A 19,344-nucleotide genomic window follows, 5' to 3' on the forward strand; every position below is an offset into this window, starting at 1 on the left:
CAGTTGGGCCGGCAACAGCCGGGATTATTGCCGCAGCAGCTTGAGCTGAGCGACGCGGTGGCCGTCCTCGAGCAGCAGGTAGCTGAGGCTGGTGCCCGAAAGCGGCTGGGCGAAATCCAGCTCGGCCGTGCGCACCCCGGCCGGCAGCGTGCCCTGGGCCAGCGTGGCCCCCAGCACCGAAATCAGCCGGTAGCGCACCTCGCCCTGGAAGTCGGTGGGCAATAGCAGGCGGTAGTGCCCGTTGGGCGATGGATTGGGGTAGGCTTCGGCCGGAACCAGGGCCGTGCTGCTGCTGCTGGTAGCTGCGGCTACGCGGGCCGCTGCGTTGGTCACACTGAAGGTGATGGTGAGGGGCGTGCCGGCCGTGCCCCCACCCCCGCCGCTGGTGTAGGGCCGGGCCGTGAGCGTGTAGCTGCCCACCGCCGGCGTCCAAGCGTTGTAGGTGCCCGCCCCGTTGTCGCCGAATAAGGCGTAAGGAGCCGTCGTTTCAGTCTGGTTCTGGGTTTGGGCTCCGCTGAGGGCGAAGACCACGCTGCCCACCGTGGCCGGGCTGGTGGTGGCCCGCACGTTGAGGTTGCGACTGGGCAAGGAATTGAGGTTCAGCGTCGCGCCCGTCGTCAAAGGCTGGATGTCGGTGCCATTCGTCGCATTCACCAGGATGTAGCCGGTGAGCTGCTGCCCGGCGCTGGCCGTGAAGGTGGCCGTGATGGTCTTGTTGGCCGTCATGGCCACCGTGAGCGGATTGGTGCTGCCCGTGGCGCTGCCGCTCCAGCCCGTGAAGGTGAAGCCCGCCCCCGGCGTGGCCGTCAGCACCACGTTGGTGCCACTGGCGTAGCTGGCCGCGTTCGGGTTTTTCGTCACCGAGCCCGTCCCCACGGTGTTCACGGTCAGCGTGTAAGTCGTGGCCACAGCCGTGAAGGTGGCCGTGATATTCTTATTCCCGTTCATCGTCACCGTGAGCGGGTTGGTCGTGCCGGTGGCATCGCCGCTCCAACCCGTGAAGGTGAAGCCCGCCCCCGGCGCGGCCGTGAGCGTCACCGTTGAGCCGCTGGCGTAGGTAGCCGTGTTCGGGTTTTTCGTTACCGTGCCGGTGCCCACGGTGGCCGTGGTCAGCGTGTAAGTAGCAGCCACGGCGGTGAAGGTGGCCGTGATGGTTTTATTGGCCGTCATCGTCACCGACAAGGGATTCGTGCTACCCGTGGCATCGCCGCTCCAGCCGCTAAACTGGAAGCCAGCCGCCGGCGTGGCCGTCAGGCTCACCGTCGAGCCACTGGCGTAGGTGGCGGTGTTCGGGTTCTTCGTCACCGTGCCGCTGCCCACCGTGGCCGTGGCCAGGGTGTAGGTGGTGGGCGTGCCGCCGGTTTGCTGCCAGAGCTCGACGCCCGAGAAGTTGGGCCAACCGCCGCTGCTGGTGAAGGCCACACTGCCCGTGGCTGCCAGCGTCACGTTGTAGGGCCCGAGCCGCGCCCAGGTGCCGGCCGGGCCGGTGTTGTAGTTGGTGCGCACGCTTTGCCCGTTGAGCGAGAGGTTAATCACCTCGGGGCTGTTGTCCTCCCACACATACAGGTAGGCCTGGTACGTGCCGGCCGGCACCGCCGAAAGCGTCACGCTCAGGTTGGGCCCATAAACCGCCGCCCGAATCATGCCCGCTCGCGTGGCGTCGGTGGCCGGAATCAGCGTCACGGCCTGGTTGGCGAAGGCCGAGCCGTTGGTGGAATAATTCGCCGCCGTGCTGCCGCCCCAGGCGTTGCCGTCGAGCGTTAGGGCCGGGCCGCCCAGGTTGATGGCTCGATAGAACGTGTAACCGCCGCCCGTGGTGGCTGTGAAGGTGGCGGTGATGCTCTTATTCCCATTCATCGTCACGGTGAGCGGATTGGTGCTGCCCGTGGCGTCCCCGCTCCAGCCCGTGAAGGTGAAGCCAGCGGCTGGCGTGGCCGTCAGGTTCACTGTCGAGCCGCTGGCGTAAGTGGCTTGGTTGGGATTTGGCGTCACCGAGCCGCTGCCCACGGTGCTGGTGGTGAGCGTGTAATTCGTCGGCGTGGTGGCCGTAAATGTGGCCGTGATATTCTTATTGGCCGTCATTGTGACGGTGAGCGGGTTAGTCGTGCCCGTGGCATCGCCGCTCCAACCCGTGAAGGTGAAACCCGCCGCAGGGGCGGCCGTGAGCGTCACACTGCTGCCGCTGGCGTAGGTGGCGGCGTCCGGATTCTTCGTCACCGTGCCGGTGCCCACGGTGGCCGTGGTCAGCGTGTAAGTAGCAGCCACGGCGGTGAAGGTGGCCGTGATGGTTTTATTGGCCGTCATCGTCACCGACAAGGGATTCGTGCTACCCGTGGCATCGCCGCTCCAGCCGCTGAACTGGAAGCCAGCCGCCGGCGTGGCCGTCAGGCTCACCGTCGAGCCACTGGCGTAGGTGGCGGTGTTCGGGTTCTTCGTCACCGTGCCGCTGCCCACCGTGGCCGTGGTCAGGGTGTAGGTGGTAGGCGTGCCGCCGTTGGTTACGCTGAAAGAAATGCTGAGCGGCGTGCCGGCCGTGCCCCCGCCGCTGGCGGCGCTGTAGGGCGTGGCCAGCAGCGTGTAGCTGCCCACGGGCGGCGTCCAGGGGTTGTAGGTGCCGACGCCATTGTCGCCAAACAGGGCATACGGGGCATTCGATTCGGTCTGGTTCTGGGTGGCCGCGCCGCTCAGGGCCAGCACCACGCTGCCCACCGTGGCCGGGCTGGTATTGGCCCGCACGTTGAGGCTGGTGCTCGGCAGCGTGGCCAGATTCAGCGTCGCGCCCGCCGCAATGGTCTGGATATCGGTACCGTTGGTGGCATTTATCAGCGTGAAGCTGACGACCTGCGGGCCAGTGGTGGCCGGATTTACGGTGATGGTGGCCTGGGCGGTGCCGGTGGCCCCGCCGTTATCGGTCACGGTGAGGCGGAAGACGTAGCTGCCCGCCACCAGGCCGCTGGCCGTGAGAGTGGCCGTGCCGGCCCCGCTCAGGGTAGCGGTGTTGGGGCCGCTCTGCTGCGTCCAGGCGTAGGCCGTGATGGTGCCATCGTCGGTGCCCGAGCCGTTGAGGACCACGCTGCTGGTGGGCAGGGTGATGGTTTGGTTAGGCCCGGCGTTGGCGGTGGGCGGGGGGTTGGTAGCGGTGCCGTTGTTGGTGGCGTTGGGCGTGGGCGTGGTGAAGCTCACGAACGTGGCCGCGCCGTCCTGCACCCGACCTACCGATACATCGGATACCTGCGCGCCGAAAGTGTAGGTATCGAGGGCCGTCACGGTGGTGCCGTTGGGCTGGTACAGGCCAATCTGCTCGCCACCAGCGCTGAGCTTGGGGCTGATGTGTCGCACGCCCTGCGCCAGTTGGTCATCGGCCCACAGCAGCAGGAAGCCCTTGGCCGGAATGGTAGTCTGGGCCGGGTTGGTGGTCGGAATCTGATACTTGGCGGGGTTGGTCAGGTCATCGGTGATGTAGAAGCCGCCGATGTCCACGGGCGTCGTGTTGTTGTTATAAATCTCAATCCAGTCATCGAACTCGCCAAACTCGTCGGGAATAGTCGTGTTGCTGGCTAGGAATTCATTGATAAACAAGCCCGTGACAGCCGGCACCGTGTTGGTAGCGCCCGGCGTGGGGGCCGCAAACGACTTGAATTGCTTGCTGGCATCGGGGTAACGGCCGCGCGAGATATTGGCCTGCTGCGCGCCGTAGCGCGTGGAGTCGATGATGGACACATCCGGCCCCACGATGTCGGCCAGGCCGATTTGGCCGCCGCCCGCATTCAGCTGGAAGCCGGCGTGCAGCACGCCCTGGGCGGGTTGGTTATCGGCCCAAAGCACCAGAAAGCCTTTGGCCGGAATGGTGGTCTGCGTTGGGTCAGTAGTTGGGATGCGATAAAAAGAGGGGTTGCCGAGGGTATTGGTCAGGTACAGGCCGCCAATGTCGACGGGCGTGGTGTTGTTATTGTAGACCTCAATCCAGGGGTCGTGCTCGCCGGCCGGGTCCGTGATGGACGTCGTGTTGACGGACATAAACTCATTGATAAACAGATTGGATTTGAAGTTGATGACGTTGGCGCTGCCGGGCGTGGACGCGGTGAACTGCCGGAACGTGCTGCTGCCATCCGGGAAGCGGCCCGTTGAAACATCGTCCGTCTGCGCCCCGAACGTGTAGGAATCGAGCGCGGTGGGCGTGGTGCCTATCATCTGCGAAAGGCCGATGGCTTCGCCGCCTTTGCTCAGGCCCAGGTTGAGGTGCAGGGGACCTTGCGCGGGCTGGCTGTCGGCCCAGAGCAGGATATAGCCTTTGGCCGGGATGGTGGTGAGGGCCGAATTGGTGGTCGGAATCTGGAATTTGGTGAGGTTGGTGAGCAAATCGGTGATGTAGAGCCCGCCGATGTTCACGGGCTGGGTGCCCGAGTTGTAAATCTCAATCCAGTCATCAAACTCGCCGAACTCGTCGGCCAGCTTGGTGTTGCTGGCCATAAACTCGTTGATAAACAAGCCGGTGATTTGGCCCGAAATCGTGAACGGGGCTTCGTGCAGGGCGCTCCAGGCGCTGCCGTTGCGCACACGGGCTTTCACGGCCTGGCTGCCCGAAATGGTGAACGGGCCGGCGTAAGCCACCGCGCTGCTGCCCAGCGCCCCACCGGCGGCTTCGGGGTCGGTGCCATCGGTGGTGTAGTAGATGGTGCCGGCGCCGTTGGGGTTGGTGATGGTGAGCTGGAAGCCGGGGGCCACTGCCCCACCCTCCTGGCTAAAGGTGGGCGGCGCGAGCGAAGGGTAGTAGCCCTGGGCCACCAGCGCCGAGATGAAGCGGTTCACGTTGCCGTTCATCAGCGCGTCCACGCGGTTGATTTCAGGGGTCCAGTAGCCGTTTTTGGTGCGGGTGGTGCCGTCGCCCAGGGCGTCGCCCCAGCGGGCCGACTCGTCCACGATGGCCGTGCTGATGTAGTTGTTCACCGCCGCCCAGCGGGCGCGGGAAGCGGCATCGGTGAGGCCGCCGTTGTTGAAGCAGTTCCGGTACACGCGGTCGGCGAAGAGCTGCATGAAATCGGGGTTGCGGCGGGCGGCGTGCCATATTTTGGCAATGGTGTTGGTGCCGGTCGTGTTGTTGAGAAACTCGGGGTGCACCCACGCGCCCAGGTTCGAGCCGTTGGTGGTGTCCCACGACCATTCGCAGTCCCAGGTGTTGTACCAGAACGGGCCGGGCGGCACGTTGCGGTTGCCGGCCTGGTAGTTGTTGCCGGGCCAGTCGGTCATGCCGGTCATCCAGGTCACTATCAGGTAGTCGCAGAAGCGGGTCACGTCGAGGTACTGCTTCAGCTGGGCGTAGTTGGCCGGTACGGTCATGTCCTGGTTGATGAGCGTGGTGGTCAGGAAGTTGAACCGGGTGGGGTCGCCGCTGCGGACGCCATCGGGGTCCAGGGCCATCCAGTCGGAAGAGCTGCCGCCGTAGTAGTTGGCCAGCATGCCGGCATCGGTGCGTTCCACGGGGTTATAAAGCCCCCAGTACAAGCCGTTTACATAGAGGTGCACGAACGTGCCCCGGCCGCCCAGGCCCGAAATACTCTGCTGCGACTGCCGGTACCACTCGTCGCGGGTGTAGCAGGTGCGGTCGGGGTTCCAGTTACGGGCCCAGGAGCGGTTATTGCCCGCACGCAGCACAATCTTGGTATCCTTGAAGGAATTGGTGACGGCCGCCGTGTTGAAGGGGGCCTTCCGGAACATGTTGGTGGTGGTCGTGGTCGGGAACGACAGGCTCAGCGAGCGTTTCAGCCGGTCGTGGCTGTGCGGCTCCAGGGCGCAGTCGAACTGCTCCTTCGTGCCGTCAGGGTACAGCATTTCCACCGAGGTGGGGTGGGTTGATTCGCCGTCGTACAAATCCCAGAAATCGGCCTTGTTCAGCACCAGCGACATGGTGGGAATGGACAGCAGCCCCGTGCGCACCTGGCCGCTGTAGGCGGGGTCGTTCACCACGTTGGGGTCCATTTCGTAGTCGTGCACGGCCGTAGCGGTGCCCGCGCCCAGCTCGTAGGTGTTATTGGGCCAGCCCGCAATGTTCTTGGGCTGCTGCATCACATCGTTCAGGAAAAAGTACGAGTGCGTGGCCACCGGCGTGGTGGCCGCGCCGCTGTAGGCCAGGGCGCGGACCACGCTGGTGGTCGTAATCGAAATAGCGCCCGCGTACACGGTGCCCACCGTTGCGGTCGGGGCCGAGCCATCGGTGGTGTACCGGATGGTGCCGCCCGCCAGGTTAGTGCTCAGCGTGAGCTGAAACGGGGTATCGTAGAAGCCCCGGGTGGTGGAAAAAGTCACGCTCTGGCCCATCCCCACCTTGGGAAACGCCAACAGAATGAACAGGAAAATGCAGAGCATGCTTTTCATGACCTTGGAGATTTACCGGGTGAATGGAAGAGCCAGGCGCTTATTGGCGCACGAGCTTGAGGCGGGCCGTGAGCTTGCCGTCGTCGAGCAGCAGGTAGCTCAGGCTGGTGCCCGAGAGCGGCTGGGCAAAATCCAGCTCGGCCGCGGTGGTTCCGGCCGGCAGCGTGCCGCTGGCCAGCGTGGCTCCCAGCACCGAAATCAGCCGGTAGCGCACCTCCCCCTGGAAGGTATCTGGCAGCAGCAGGCGGTAGTGCCCGTTGGGCGACGGATTGGGGTAAGCCACGGCCAGGGGTGAGTTGGAGGTGTTCCCGGCCAGCGTTTGGCTCACGACCCTGTTGGCGGGTGGAGCGCTGGTTTGCTGCCAGAGTTCGACGCCTGAGAAGTTGGGCCAGCCGCCCGTGCTGGTGAAGGCCACACTGCCCGTGGCTGCCAGCGTCACGTTGTAGGGCCCGAGCCGCGCCCACGTGCCGGCCGGGCCGGTGCTGTAGTTGCTCAGCTTGACCTGTCCGTTCAGCGACAAAGTAATTGTCTCCGGGTTGTTGTCCTCCCACACGTAGAGGTAGGCCTGATAAGTACCGGCGGGCACGGCCGAGAGCGTTACGCTCAAGCCCGGCCCGAACACGGCCGCCCGAATCATGCCGGCCCGCGTGGCGTCGGTGGCCGGAATCAGCGTGACGGCCTGGTTGGCAAAGGCCGAGCCGTTGGTCGAATAATTGGCCGCCGTGCTGCCGCCCCAGGCGTTGCCGTCCAGCGTCAGGGCCGGCCCGCCCAGGTTGATGGCCCGGTAGAACGTGTAACCGCCGCCCGAAGTCGCCGTGAAGGTGGCGGTGATGTTCTTATTCCCGTTCATCGTCACCGACAAGGGATTGACGGTGCCCGTGGCGTCGCCGCTCCAGCCCGTGAAGGTGAAGCCCGCGCCGGCCGCAGCCGTGAGCGTTACCGTCGAGCCGCTGGCGTAGGTGGCCGTGTTCGGGTTTTTCGTCACCGTGCCGCTGCCCACGGTAGCGGTTGTGAGCGTGTAGGTGGTCGGCGGAATGGCGGTAAAGGTGGCCGTGATGCTCTTGTTCCCGTTCATCGTAACGGTGAGCGGGTTGGTAGTACCGGTGGCATCGCCGCTCCAGCCGCTGAAGGTGAAGCCGGCTCCCGGGGTAGCTGTTAAGCTTACGGTTGAGCCGCTGGCGTAAGTCGCGGCATTTGGGTTTTTCGTCACCGAACCCGTGCCCACAGTACTGGTGCTGAGCGTGTAAGTGGTCGGCGGAATAGCGGTGAAGGTGGCCGTGATATTCTTATTCCCGTTCATCGTCACGGTGAGCGGATTGGTGCTGCCCGTGGCGTCGCCGCTCCAACCACTGAACTGGAAGCCCGCCGCCGGCGTGGCCGTCAGGCTCACCGCACTGCCGCTGGCATAAGTCGCCGTGTTCGGGTTCTTCGTCACCGTGCCGCTGCCCACCGTGGCCGTGGCCAGGGTGTAGGTGGTGGGCGTGCCGCCGGTTTGCTGCCAGAGTTCGACGCCCGAGAAGTTGGGCCAGCCGCCCGTGCTGGTGAAGGCCACACTGCCCGTGGCTGCCAGCGTCACGTTGTAGGGCCCGAGCCGCGCCCAGGTGCCGGCCGGACCGGTGTTGTAGTTGGCCCGCACCACCTGCCCGTTCAGGGACAGATTGACGGTTTCCGGGCTATTGTCTTCCCACACGTAGAGGTAGGCTTGGTAGCTACCCGCCGGCACGGCCGAGAGCGTCACGCTCAAGCCCGGCCCGAACACGGCCGCCCGAATCATGCCGGCCCGCGTGGCGTCGGTGGCCGGAATCAGCGTCACGGCCTGGTTGGCGAAGGCCGAGCCGTTGGTCGAATAATTGGCCGCCGTCGAGCCGCCCCAGGCGTTGCCGTCCAGCGTCAGGGCCGGCCCGCCCAGGTTGATGGCCCGGTAGAACGTGTAACCCCCGCCCGTGGTGGCCGTGAAGGTGGCCGTGATGTTCTTATTCCCATTCATCGTCACCGTGAGCGGATTGGTGCTACCCGTAGCATCGCCGCTCCAACCCGTGAAGGTGAAGCCTGCCCCCGGCGTCGCCGTCAGGCTCACGGTGGAGCCGCTGGCGTAGGTGGCCGTGTTCGGGTTCTTCGTCACCGTGCCGCTGCCCACGGTAGCAGTTGTGAGCGTGAACGGTCCGGGCGGGTTCGAATCCGTCACCGTGAAGTTTATCGTGAGGGGCGGGCGGGCGGTGCCGCTGCCATTGGTCCCGCTGTAGCCGGTAGCCGTGAGCTGGTAGTTGCCCACCGGCGGCTTCCAGGGGTTGTAGTCGCCGTTCGCGTCGCCGAACAGGGCGAAGGGGGCCGCGTTATCCGTCACGGCCTGGGCTTGGGGACCGGTGAGGGAAAACACCACGCTGCCGGTGGTGGCCGGGTCGGCATTGGCCCGGATGTTCAGGTTGCGGTTGGGCAGGTTCGCCAGGTTCAGAATCGCGCCGTTGGTCAGGGGCTGAATGTCGACGTCGGTAGCGGCGTCGGCATCCACCAGCGTGAAGCTGGGCGTGGTGCAATCGGGGTCGAGGCGCACCTGCTGGGTGGTGGAGAGGCCGCCCGCATCGGTCACAGTCAGCGAAACGGTATAATAATAGGCTTCGGCCCCACAGCCGTAGGGTCCGATGATGGTGTTGGTCACCCGGGTGGTATCCACCGGGTCGGGGTGCTGGTGCGTGAGGTGGTGCAGCACCGTTTGCCACTTGTAGAACAGCAGGTGGCCGCTCTGCTCGGCATCCGTCACGGTGGCGGCCAGCTGATAAGTGGTGTTGCCGGTGAGCGGGTACACCGTGCCCGCGGCCGGGCTCGTGATGGTGACCTGCGGCGGAGTGTTGTTGGCCGAAATCTGGATGGTGGCCTGGTTGGTCAGGCCCTGCGGATTGGTCACGGTGAGCGTGACAGTATAGTTGGTGGGGGCCGACGTGCCCGGCGAAAACGTGTGGCTTGGGTTGGTGGCCGAGCTCGTGGCCGTGCCATCGCCAAAGTTCCACAGGTAGGTCAAGGCCCCGCCATTCGGGTCCGAGGACGCGCTGCCGGTGAACTGCACCGTGAGCGGGCCGGGGCCGTAAGTTTTGTTGGAAGTCGCCACCGCCACCGGCGGGCTGGCCGTGGTCACGTAGCTGATTTTGCGGATTTCCGACGGGTAAAAGTTCACGTAGAACAGCCCCGTTTCGCCCGGGCTGGTGCCGAAGAACACCGGCACGGCCCCGCTGTCCACGAAATTGCGCACCACGCTGGGCTTGTTCGCGGCATCCACCGTCATGTTCTTTATCCAGCCGCCCACGTAATCCCCGAAGAAATACGAGTTGGCGTAGGGAGCCGGAAAGTCGGTGTAGGGATAGAAAACCCCGCCCGTCACCGAATTGCCCCCAAACTGCGGCCCGCTCACCGGCGAGCCCGCTGCCCCAATGTTGGTGGTAGTGGGCGTGCTACCGCTGAACGTGCCTGTGCGTGCCGGCCCGGTGCTGCTGTGCGCCCAGTCGATGAGCGGCCGGGTGTGCACGAAGGTGGGAATGCTGGCCGGAATCGTTTGCGACGTATTACACGAGTTGGTGAACGTGGCCGTGCCCGTGGGCGTGGCTGGTTTGATGAGGTCCGTGAAGTAGAAAAACTGCTTGGTGCAGCCGCCCGTGTTATACAGCGGGTTGGGCGCGTCGCGGTTATACACGTTTGAGTTGGTGAACGCCGGATAGGGCGTCAGGCCTTCAAAAATCGGCCAGCCCAGGTTCACGCGGGGGCGGTCCACTACCGTGATTTCCTCCCAGGTGGAGGCCCCCACCATGCCCACGTAGAGCGTGCCGGGGTTGCCCTGGGCGGGGTCGGGGTTGCCGGTGCCGGGCCGCAGGCTCATGCGGAAGGGCGTGCGCAGGCCCAGCGTCCACACTTTGGAGCGGGCGGCGGTGGGGGCGGCGGCGTCGTAGAAGGGGTTGCTGGGCACGCCGTTGCCGGTGGCAGGGTCCAGGCGCAGGATTTTACCACTTAGGCAGTCTACCAGTTGGGCGCGCAGGGCGCCCACGTTTTCCTTGGCGGAGATGATGCCATCGGCGAGCGCCTCCGCGTAGTAGGTTTCGTTGTAGCTGCCTAAATCCGGCGCCCAGTGGGCCCCGTCACCGGTTGATACCAGCAAAGTGCCGTCGGTGCCAAACACCAGCGAGCCGGTGCAGTGGCCGTCGTGGGTTGAGGGAATGCCCGTGCTTTTGGTGGCCCCGAGCAGGATTTTGCGGCTGGCGGGGTTCACGGTGTAGCCCGTGCCGCTGGCCGTGGCCGTGTAGCGTGTGATGCGCCCAATGGTGGCGCTGTAGTAGTCGTTGGCCGTGGGGTCGTAGTTGGCTGTACCGAAGTTCAACAGGTAGTGCCGGTCCACCACGTACAGCAAATACATGTAGCCGTTGGTGTTGAAGTTGGGGTCGAGCGCGAAACCCAGCAGGCCGTGGTCGGCCCAGGCCCCTACCTCATCGGTGATGTCAATCAGTTGCTGGCGCTGGCCATTCACCACCACCCACACTTTGCCTGGCCGCTCCCAGACAAACATCTTGCTGCCCGTGCTATTGAAGGTGAAGCCGACGGCTTCGTTCCAACCCGAGGAGACAACAGTAGAAGTGAAGCCCGCAGGCGGCGTCTGGGCGCGCAGCGGCTGGCCGATTGCCAGTAGCAACGCGCAAATGATAACTGTAAAAACATTTTTCATGACGGAAAGGGTGCAACTGCATCGGATATAAGCGTGAGATGGATGAAAAAATGAATAGGTGTCGATGGCCGTCGCAAGGCCCGGCCGCAGCCGGATGACGGGCTAGTCCTCGTCGGTGAGGAAGCGGTAAATCTTGGTCAGCGGGTCGCCCAGAAAAGCCCCCACGCTGGTATCGCGCAGCGAAAACCGCACGTCATCGGGCCGGCGCTCGCGGCGGCCGTAGCGGTACTTGAGGTAGTTGGCAAACGGGATGTAGCGGCCCTCCCGGAACGGCGCGGGGGCCACTGCCCGTCCGGCCGCCACTTGGCAGGCCAGCACCGGAAAGTTCACCCCGGCCGCCAGCGCCGAGCCCACCACCGTGAGCCAGAAGCGGGTGTTGATTTCGATGACCTTGATTTGCTGGGTACGGGCATCGTAGCGCAGGTCGAGGTGGGCCACGCCGTTCCAGCGCAGGGCCTTCATCAGGCGGTCCACCACGGCCAGCACCGCGTCGTGGTGCACAAATTCGATGGCCTCGGTGGGGGCGTATTCGTCGCCGGTGGCCACCAGGCCCTTCTGAATGGAATGGGCAATGAGCTGGCCGTTCTGGTACAGCACGTTGCAGTCGATGTCGTAGCCCTCAATGCAGTTCTGGATGACGTAGCGGCTGCTATCGGGCAGCGCGGCCACCGCGGCCAGCAGCGCCTCGGGCGAAGCGTAGCGCACAATGCCCCGGCCACCGGCGCCCTCAATGGGCTTCAGCAATACCGGAAAAGCAAACTGCGCCAGCTTGGCCGCCAGGTTGTGCCGAATGTCCACGATGGTATCGGGCGCGGGAATGTTGTGCTCCTGCATGAATGCGCCCAGCAGGCCCTTGTCGGTGGCTATTTCGTAGTACGCGGCGGCCGGCAGCGGCAGCAGGTGCGTGGCCGCCGCCAGGGCCGTGCGGTGCGCAATCACGAAGCGCATGCCGGCCACGTCCACCGGCAGCAGCACTTCGGCTCCGGTAGCCCGGGCCGCGTTCTGGATGAAAGCCACGAACACGTTTTCCGGGCTATCGGGTGAGAGCAGATGGAAGGAGTGCACGTAGCTCGAAAACCGGTACGGGCTCCGCGCATCGCGCGACAGCAAGTGCACGCGCACCCGGGCCTGCCGGCTCAGGCAAAACAGCACCGCCCCGGTGAGGCGGTACTCGCCCTCCAGCACCAGCACCGTGAGCGGGGCCGTGGCCGGGCGCGGGGCGGGCGGGGCCGGCGTGGCAGCCGGAGCCGTGGCGGGGGCGTTTTGCCGCGTGGACAGTGGGTCGGAGTGCTTCAGAAACTCAACCAGGGTGGGATTCATGGCGACGAGGCTTCGGGGTAATCGGGAAGAAAAAGGCAGTCGGGGCTGAGTTAAAGGTTGGCCAGGGCAAAATCGGCGGGCAGGAGCGGCGCGGCGGTGGCCGCCAGCACGGGCGGGTTGAAATAAGCTTCCTGCTCGCGGCGCAGCTGGTCGATGAGGCGGCCGGGGGGCAGCGCCACATCGTCGTAGGTCAGCACCTGGTCTTTGGGAATGTCGCGCAGCAGCCGGCAGCCCTCGGCCACGCCAATGGGCAGCAGGTTTTCGGCGCGGGCGGTGGTATAATTCTCGGCCAGCCCGTAGGTCATGTAGTGGCCGATGCCGTCGAGGGTGTCGCCGGCCCGCAGGTCGGTTTTGGCGGCCGTAATCACCTCCACCTTGGGGGCCCCGGCGGGGGCCAGGCAGGCATCGCCAAAGAGCACCGCCCGCGCCACCGAATTCGGTGTTTCGAAATGGCACAAGTGGTAGGGCGTGTAGAAGCAGTACAGCGGCCCCGGCCCCAGCTTGTAGAGCTTGAGGTAGTGCTGTTGAATGGGGTCGTCGTGCATGCCCAGGATGAACACGCCGGGGCCGGGCTCGGCCCCCACCACGTAGTCCACTATGCCGGGGCCGCCATCCAGCAGGCGCTCGGTGGGGTACCACTCGGCGGCCTTGCTGATGGGCGTGCCCGGGGCCACGGTGGGGCCGTACATGCCGCGCCGGGCTACTTCCATGCCCAGCGCATTGGCGATAACGGCCTGCTCGAAACTGATTTTGCTGCCGTCGGCGAAGCTCGTCACCATGCTTGGGTTCTGGCCCCATTGCTTCGCAAAGCCCTCCTGCGTGGTGGGGTTGCGGTAGGGGTCGTGCAGGCCCTTGATGTTGCCGCACAGCACCGGCTTCACGCCCAGGCCCAGCACGAAGCGGGCCAGGTTGAGGGTCACGCCGGGTTGGTCGCCGTCGCTCACGGTGTACACCACGCCGGCGCGGTCGGCGTACACTTTCAGGATGGCCCCGGCCGTGCCGTCGAGCTCCGCATTCAGCAGCACCACGTGCTTGCCGTGCCGGATGGCCTCCAGCACCACGTGCGCGCCGTGCTCCACTGCCCCGGTCACCTCGATGATGGCATCGATGCCCTCGGCGCGGCTCAACAGCAGCGCATCGTCGGTGATGGCGCGCTCGCCCCGCTGGATGCAAGCCTCCAGCGCGTGTACCGAGCTAACCTCGCTGGTCACCAGCTCGCCGGCCTCGTGGTAGGCCCGCCGGGCCTGCTCAATGGTGCGGTTGGCGATGGCTACCAGCTCCATGCCGGGCACGTAGCGGCAGATTTGCAGGGCCACGCCCCGGCCCATAAAGCCCGCGCCCACCATGCCCACCCGAATGGGCTGGCCGGCCTGCTGGCGTTTCTTGAGGGCATTGTCAACAAGTATCATAATGCAGAAGGAAAGATGAGAAAAGCAGGGTTGTGGCGCGGACGCTGCGGGTCCGCGCAAGAGAGCTTATGTATTGTGCCGGCGGGCACGGACTCGCAGCGCCCAGGCTACATTGCCATCGGCACGGCCAGCCCCTGGAAATCGGGGTGCGCCTGGTCTTTCGCCGAAATGAGCAGGGGCTGGAAAGGCCAGCGGATGCCAATGGCGGGGTCGTCCCAGCGCAGGCCGCGCTCGGCCCCGGGCGTGTACTTAGCCGACACCTGGTAGCACACGTCGGTGTTGTCTTCGAGGGTGAGGAAGCCGTGGGCGAAGCGGCCGGGCACAAACAGCATGCGGTAGTTATTGGCCGTCAGCTCCACCCCTATCCACTGGCCGAAAGTGGGCGACTCCTCGCGCAGGTCCACTATCACATCCAGAATGGCGCCCCGGGTGCAGCGCACCAGCTTGGTTTCTTCGTAGGGGGCCAGCTGGTAGTGCATGCCGCGCAACGTGCCCCGGCGCGGGTTGAAGGACAGGTTGGCCTGCTGCGGCGGCATGGCAATGCCGTGGGCGGCAAACTCGTCTTCGCACCAGGAACGGGCAAAAAAGCCGCGCTCATCGCTCAGCCGGTCCACGTCGATAATGAAGGCCCCTGCAAGGGCGGTTTCAGTAAATTTCATCGCATTAAAAGCAAGGTTGAAGGGTTGATTTTTGGCGGCTGGGTTATTGGTTTCGCGTCTGTCATCCTGTGCTTGCGAAGGACCTTATCACGTTCGCATTGCTAGAATTGCTGCAAGCTGTTCTTCGGTGATAAGGTCCTTCGCTGTACTCAGGGTGACAGCCGAATTCAGCTCAGACCACCACCAATTCGGGCCGATAGAGCGGTACAGTCGTTTTAGCCGGGCCGGGGGCCCAGGTCAGGTCCTCGGTCAGCTCGTCCTGCTCGCGCAGGGCGGCCAGCACGCGCAGCCGCATCAAGCGGGAAGCGCGGAAATTGGGGTCGCGGAAGCTCATTTCCGTCAGCTTGCGCTGCAGCTCGCCAATGGTATCGGCCAGGGTGTGGATGGGCTGGTGGTCGGGCGCGAGGCGGCGGAACAAACTGAAATCGACGCGGTACGAGCGCAGGTCGGGGGCGGCGTCGGGGTTGAGGCGCACCTGGGTGCCGGGAATGGCGGCGGCCACGGCTTCGGCCAGCTCGCGCACGCGGTAGTTCCAGCTGTTGGCTCCGGCATTCACAGCCACAAAAGCGCCGCCGTTGCCGGCCTCCCGCGTCACGGCCCAGCCAATGGCGCGGGCCATGTCCAGCACATGAATGAGGGGCCGCCAGGGCGTGCCGTCGCTCAGAATGCTGATTTCGCCGGTAGCCACCGCACCGGCCACGAAGTCGTTCAGCACCAGGTCGAGGCGCAGGCGGTCGCTCCAGCCGCAGGCCGTGGCGAAGCGCAGGCAGGTTACCCGGAAGTTTTCATCGGCCAGCGGGGCCAGGTCGCGCTCGCTGGCCACCTTGGAGCGGGCGTAGGCCGTGAGCGGGTTCAGGGTGGAAGTTTCGGTTTTGGCGTCCTCGCCGCCCAGCCCGTACATGCTGCACGAGCTGGCAAACACGAAGCTTTTTACGCCATAGGTTTTGGCCCGCTTGGCCAGGGCAATGCCGGCGCGGTAGTTCACGTCCATCGTCACGTCCTCGTAGGCCGTGCCCATGGGGTCGTTGGAAATGGCGGCCAGGTGCACCACGGCATCCACGCCGGCCAGCAGGCCCGAAGGCAGCGTCCGCACGTCGCCAAACACCTGGCGGTCGAGGCGCGACTCGGGCAAGCGAGTGGCCCCGGTGAGGCAGTGGGCAAAAAAGCCCATGTCGTAGCCAATCAGTTCGGCGTTGGGATACGTCTGTCGGAGGTGGCGCACCACGCCGGGCCCCACGTAGCCCATGTTGCCGGTGATGAGAATGCGAGAGGGTTTCATAGTAATCAATTAGAAGTGAGATTTATACAGCCGTCAATCACCCGGAATGCCATGCCGGGCGCGCCAACCCATCGCGGCCGTGGGAAGGGGCTCCGTTCTATCTCAGCGGAGCTGCGGCAATGCGCCAGCGGCGCTCGGCACGGCGTTCGTGGTTGGTGTCTTTAGTCGCTGGGCATCATTTTGGTGGTCGCCGCCCGGCCACGCCCGGCCGGCTCAGCCAGCGGTGCGGCCAGGATGGTTTCCAGCTCAGGCTCGCTCACGGGCGCGGCCGGGGCCTGGTCCCAGAGCTTCCACTCGGCCTTGCCGGACTGCCACAGCTCCTCCAGCATGTTGCGGTCGCGCAGCGTGTCCATGGGCTGCCAGAAGCCGGCGTGGCGGTAGGCGGCCAGCTGCCCGGCGGCGGCCAGGTGCTCCAACGGGGCCTTTTCCCACACCGTCTGGTCGTGGTCGAGGTAGTCGAAAATGCCCGGCTCCAGCACGAAAAAGCCGCCGTTAATCCAGGGCGTTTCGCCGCCCTCGGGCTTCTCCATGAAATTGCTCACGTGGCTGTCGCCATCGCCGAGGTTGAACACCCCGAAGCGGCCCGGCTGCCGCACCGCCGTGAGCGTGGCCAGCACGCCCTGCGCCCGGTGATACGCTATGCTGGCCGCGATGTCGACGTTGCTCACGCCGTCGCCGTAGGTCAGGCAAAATGTCTCGTTATCAAGATATTTCTGCACGCGCCGCAGGCGGCCGCCGGTCATGGTTTCCAGGCCGGTGTCCACCAGCGTCACGGTCCAGGGCTCGGCATTGTTGCGATGAATCTGCATCTCGTTACGGTCCATCCGGAAGGTCACGTCCGAGTTCAGCAGGAAATAATCGGAGAAATACTGCTTAATCATGTGGCCCTTGTAGCCGCAGCAAATCACAAAATCGGTGATGCCGTGGTGGGCATAAATCTTCATGATGTGCCACAGAATGGGCTTGCCGCCGATTTCAACCATGGGCTTGGGCCGCACGCCGCTTTCCTCGCTGATTCGGGTGCCGTAGCCGCCCGCTAGTATCACTGCTTTCATCTGAAAAAAGGTTGGGTAAGAAATCGACTAAAAAGCGGCCCGCTCAGGCCACGGCGGGCAGCCAGCCGGCCATATTTTCCAGCGTGGCGCGGGCCATCAAATACACAAAGCGGGTGTTGGTGACGAAGTAGCGGCGGGCCAGGCGGCGCGGCTCCTGCCACAGCCGGAAGGCCCATTCCAGCCACAGCTTGCGGGCCCAGGCCGGCAGGCGCGGCTCCAGCCCGGCATACACCCGGAAGGCCTGCCCCACCCCCAGCATGCACGCTCCGATGCGTCCCTGGTGGGCCGCCATCCAGCGCTCCTGGCGCGGGCAACCCAGCGCCACAAACAGCAAATCAGGGTCGGCTGCGTTGATGGCGGCTACTTCCTCAGCGTCTTCTTCATCCGTCAGGGGGCGAAACGGGGGCGCATACGCTCCTACTATCCGCAGCTTGGGCAATTCCCAGCGCGCCCGCCACACCATGGCCTGCAAAACCTCATCAGTAGTGCCATAGAAGTACACCGACTGGCCCCGCTCGGCGGCGTGGCGCAGCAGCTCGGGCAGCAGGTCCATGCCCGCCATGCGCTCCTGGGCCGGGCCCCGGAACCAGCGCACTGCCGCTGCCACCGGGCTGCCGTCGGGTGCGGCCACGGCCGCGCCGTTCACAATCTGCCGGAATTCGGCGTTGCGCTCGGCTTCCACCAGCATGTGCACGTTGGCAAAGCACACGTAGGCCGACGCCCGTGCCGCGCCCAATCCCAGAATGGTATCGACGAAATCAGCGGTGCGCCCCGTCGAGATATTGGCGTGCAATACGGCGTGTTTCGGCAGCATAGCGGGCTTGGGTTGATGTTGTAATTGCCTTACTCTAGCCCCTAATAGGCATTCTCCTCGCCGCGCACCATGTTCCGCACGGTCTTGCCGATGATTTGCAAATCGAGCCCGAACGACCAGTTTTGCACGTATTTCAGGTCGTATTCCACGCGCTTTTCCATGGCGTTGGGGGCGCGGGTTTCGCCCCGGAAGCCGTTCACCTGCGCGTAGCCCGTGATGCCGGGCGTCACGGCGTGGCGCAGCTGGTAGGTGCGGCTGCGCTTGGAGTATTCCTCCAACTGCGACACCATGTTGGGCCGTGGCCCCACCACCGACATGTGCCCCAGCAGCACGTTGAAAAACTGCGGCAGCTCGTCCAGATTATACTTGCGCAGGTACTTGCCCACGCGGGTCACCCGGGGGTCGGCCTTGGTGGCCTGCAGCTCGGTCTGGCGGTGGTCGGCGCGCATGGTGCGCAGTTTGTAGCACGGAAACAGCTTGTTGCGCTTGCCCGGCCGCATCTGCTTGAAGAACACCGGCCCCGGCGAATCGAGCTTAATGAGCAGCGCCAGCACCGGCAGAATGATGGGAAACAGCCCCAGAATCACCAGCAGCGAAAAGCCCAGGTCAAACACCCGCTTCAGCACCTGGTTGGTGCGGAAGCCCAGCGGCTCCTGCCGCACCGTGAGAATGGGCAGGTGGTCGTGGAAATACACGCCCACGTCCTTACCCACCGTGCCGTTATAGTCGGGCACGATGCGAAAGGCCAGGAAATGGTCTTCCGCGAAGCGCGACAGCTCCTCAATCAAGTCGTGCCTATCGAGCGGCAGCGCGAAGTAGATTTCGTCCACCGGCGTGCTCAGGCAGTAGTTCATCAGGTCGGCCACGGCACCGCGCCGCAGGCCGCGCAGGGTGGTGGGCAGCGCCTCATCCGTAAAAAAGCCCTTGAACTGGTACGTGCCCGAGTCGTCGGCCGTGAGGGCGTGGTACAACTCCTGTCCGCTCTGGCTGGCCCCCACTATCACAAAGCGGTTGTGCACCCTGGCAAAGTACCGCAGCCAGGCGCGGTAGCTAAACGTGACCGCAAACCGGCCCACCACCACGCCCGCCACCGCAAAGCCATAAACCGCCAACAGGTAGCGCGTGGAGAGGTAGTTGATGCGCAGCGCCACCACTGTGCCCACCACCAGCACGCCGTGCAGCAGGAAAGCCGTGAGCAGGTGCCGCAGCTTCTCGCCATACGAAATGCGCCGGTCGAGCCGGTACACGTTGGCGTACTGCCGCGAGAGCAGCCACCACAGCAGTGCAAACGTGATGATGAAAAAGGGCGTCTCGCCCTTCATCGACCACGAGTGCCACACCACAAACTCGGCCATATGAAAGGCCAGCCAGATAAGGCCACCGTCCACAGCCAGCAAAATAAAGCGGGAAGTATCCGAGTATCGTACGTAACGCTCCATAGCTCAGGAAGTAACGAGTTGCTAACTGCCCCGACAAACACTTGCTCCGGGATGAATATGGAAGTAAGGTATAGAATTAATATTTAATTATCAATATTTAATATGACTAAATATTTTGCACGTTATTTTGTTTACAGAAATAGTTATAGGCATTGTGAAGCCTTGTGCCTGAATTACAAGCAATTGAAGTTTTTAATATTCATTATTTAATATATTAAATTCTGTATCAATTCTGTCTATCAGAAGTGCGTATAGAAAGGGGCTGTCGCCGCGGCACTACCAATGGCTTCCCGCT

The 19,344-nt window shown here is 64.4% G+C and carries 9 protein-coding genes; all 9 read right to left on the minus strand.

Going from position 1 to position 19,344, the window contains the following annotated elements; translation table 11 throughout:
- Positions 1-24: 24 nt before the first annotated feature.
- The 9 genes from ACYVM5_RS04445 to ACYVM5_RS04485 all read right to left on the minus strand — a co-directional run bounded on the left by ACYVM5_RS04445 (position 25) and on the right by ACYVM5_RS04485 (position 19,049).
- Complete coding sequence (locus ACYVM5_RS04445) at positions 25-6,372, minus strand: InlB B-repeat-containing protein (protein WP_460616937.1); 6,348 nt, start codon at positions 6,370-6,372, stop codon at positions 25-27.
- A 40-nt stretch (positions 6,373-6,412) separates the two neighbouring features.
- Positions 6,413-11,074, minus strand: a complete 4,662-nt coding sequence (locus tag ACYVM5_RS04450; protein ID WP_460616938.1) for an InlB B-repeat-containing protein — start codon at positions 11,072-11,074, stop codon at positions 6,413-6,415.
- A 102-nt stretch (positions 11,075-11,176) separates the two neighbouring features.
- Positions 11,177-12,394, minus strand: a complete 1,218-nt coding sequence (locus tag ACYVM5_RS04455; RefSeq protein ID WP_460616939.1) for an ATP-grasp domain-containing protein — start codon at positions 12,392-12,394, stop codon at positions 11,177-11,179.
- A gap of 50 nt (positions 12,395-12,444) precedes the next feature.
- A complete protein-coding gene (locus ACYVM5_RS04460; RefSeq protein WP_460616940.1) occupies positions 12,445-13,803 on the minus strand; it encodes an NAD(P)H-dependent oxidoreductase in 1,359 nt (452 codons plus the stop codon).
- A gap of 107 nt (positions 13,804-13,910) precedes the next feature.
- A complete protein-coding gene (gene rfbC / locus ACYVM5_RS04465) occupies positions 13,911-14,462 on the minus strand; it encodes a dTDP-4-dehydrorhamnose 3,5-epimerase family protein (RefSeq protein ID WP_460616941.1) in 552 nt (183 codons plus the stop codon).
- 172 nt (positions 14,463-14,634) lie between these two features.
- Positions 14,635-15,741, minus strand: coding sequence for an NAD-dependent epimerase/dehydratase family protein (locus tag ACYVM5_RS04470; RefSeq protein ID WP_460616942.1), 1,107 nt, complete (start codon positions 15,739-15,741; stop codon positions 14,635-14,637).
- A 161-nt stretch (positions 15,742-15,902) separates the two neighbouring features.
- Entirely contained in the window at positions 15,903-16,796 is an 894-nt protein-coding gene (rfbF, locus tag ACYVM5_RS04475; protein WP_460616943.1) for a glucose-1-phosphate cytidylyltransferase, read from the minus strand.
- Between the two features lie 43 nt (positions 16,797-16,839).
- Positions 16,840-17,610: a WecB/TagA/CpsF family glycosyltransferase gene (locus tag ACYVM5_RS04480; RefSeq protein ID WP_460616944.1), complete on the minus strand. Its 771-nt coding sequence runs from the start codon at positions 17,608-17,610 to the stop codon at positions 16,840-16,842.
- Between the two features lie 41 nt (positions 17,611-17,651).
- Positions 17,652-19,049: an exopolysaccharide biosynthesis polyprenyl glycosylphosphotransferase gene (locus tag ACYVM5_RS04485; protein ID WP_460616945.1), complete on the minus strand. Its 1,398-nt coding sequence runs from the start codon at positions 19,047-19,049 to the stop codon at positions 17,652-17,654.
- Between the last annotated feature and the right edge of the window lie 295 nt (positions 19,050-19,344).

It is taken from the genome of Hymenobacter ruber (assembly GCF_054783255.1).

Bases quoted from the DNA above. Each gene is read 5' to 3' on its own strand.
- ACYVM5_RS04480 (WP_460616944.1), bottom strand. From the start codon at position 17,610: ATGCTGCCGAAACACGCCGTATTGCACGCCAATATCTCGACGGGGCGC.
- ACYVM5_RS04460 (WP_460616940.1), bottom strand. From the start codon at position 13,803: ATGATACTTGTTGACAATGCCCTCAAGAAACGCCAGCAGGCCGGCCAG.
- rfbF (WP_460616943.1), bottom strand. From the start codon at position 16,796: ATGAAAGCAGTGATACTAGCGGGCGGCTACGGCACCCGAATCAGCGAG.
- ACYVM5_RS04470 (WP_460616942.1), bottom strand. From the start codon at position 15,741: ATGAAACCCTCTCGCATTCTCATCACCGGCAACATGGGCTACGTGGGG.
- ACYVM5_RS04445 (WP_460616937.1), bottom strand. From the start codon at position 6,372: ATGAAAAGCATGCTCTGCATTTTCCTGTTCATTCTGTTGGCGTTTCCC.
- ACYVM5_RS04450 (WP_460616938.1), bottom strand. From the start codon at position 11,074: ATGAAAAATGTTTTTACAGTTATCATTTGCGCGTTGCTACTGGCAATC.
- rfbC (WP_460616941.1), bottom strand. From the start codon at position 14,462: ATGAAATTTACTGAAACCGCCCTTGCAGGGGCCTTCATTATCGACGTG.
- ACYVM5_RS04455 (WP_460616939.1), bottom strand. From the start codon at position 12,394: ATGAATCCCACCCTGGTTGAGTTTCTGAAGCACTCCGACCCACTGTCC.
- ACYVM5_RS04485 (WP_460616945.1), bottom strand. From the start codon at position 19,049: ATGGAGCGTTACGTACGATACTCGGATACTTCCCGCTTTATTTTGCTG.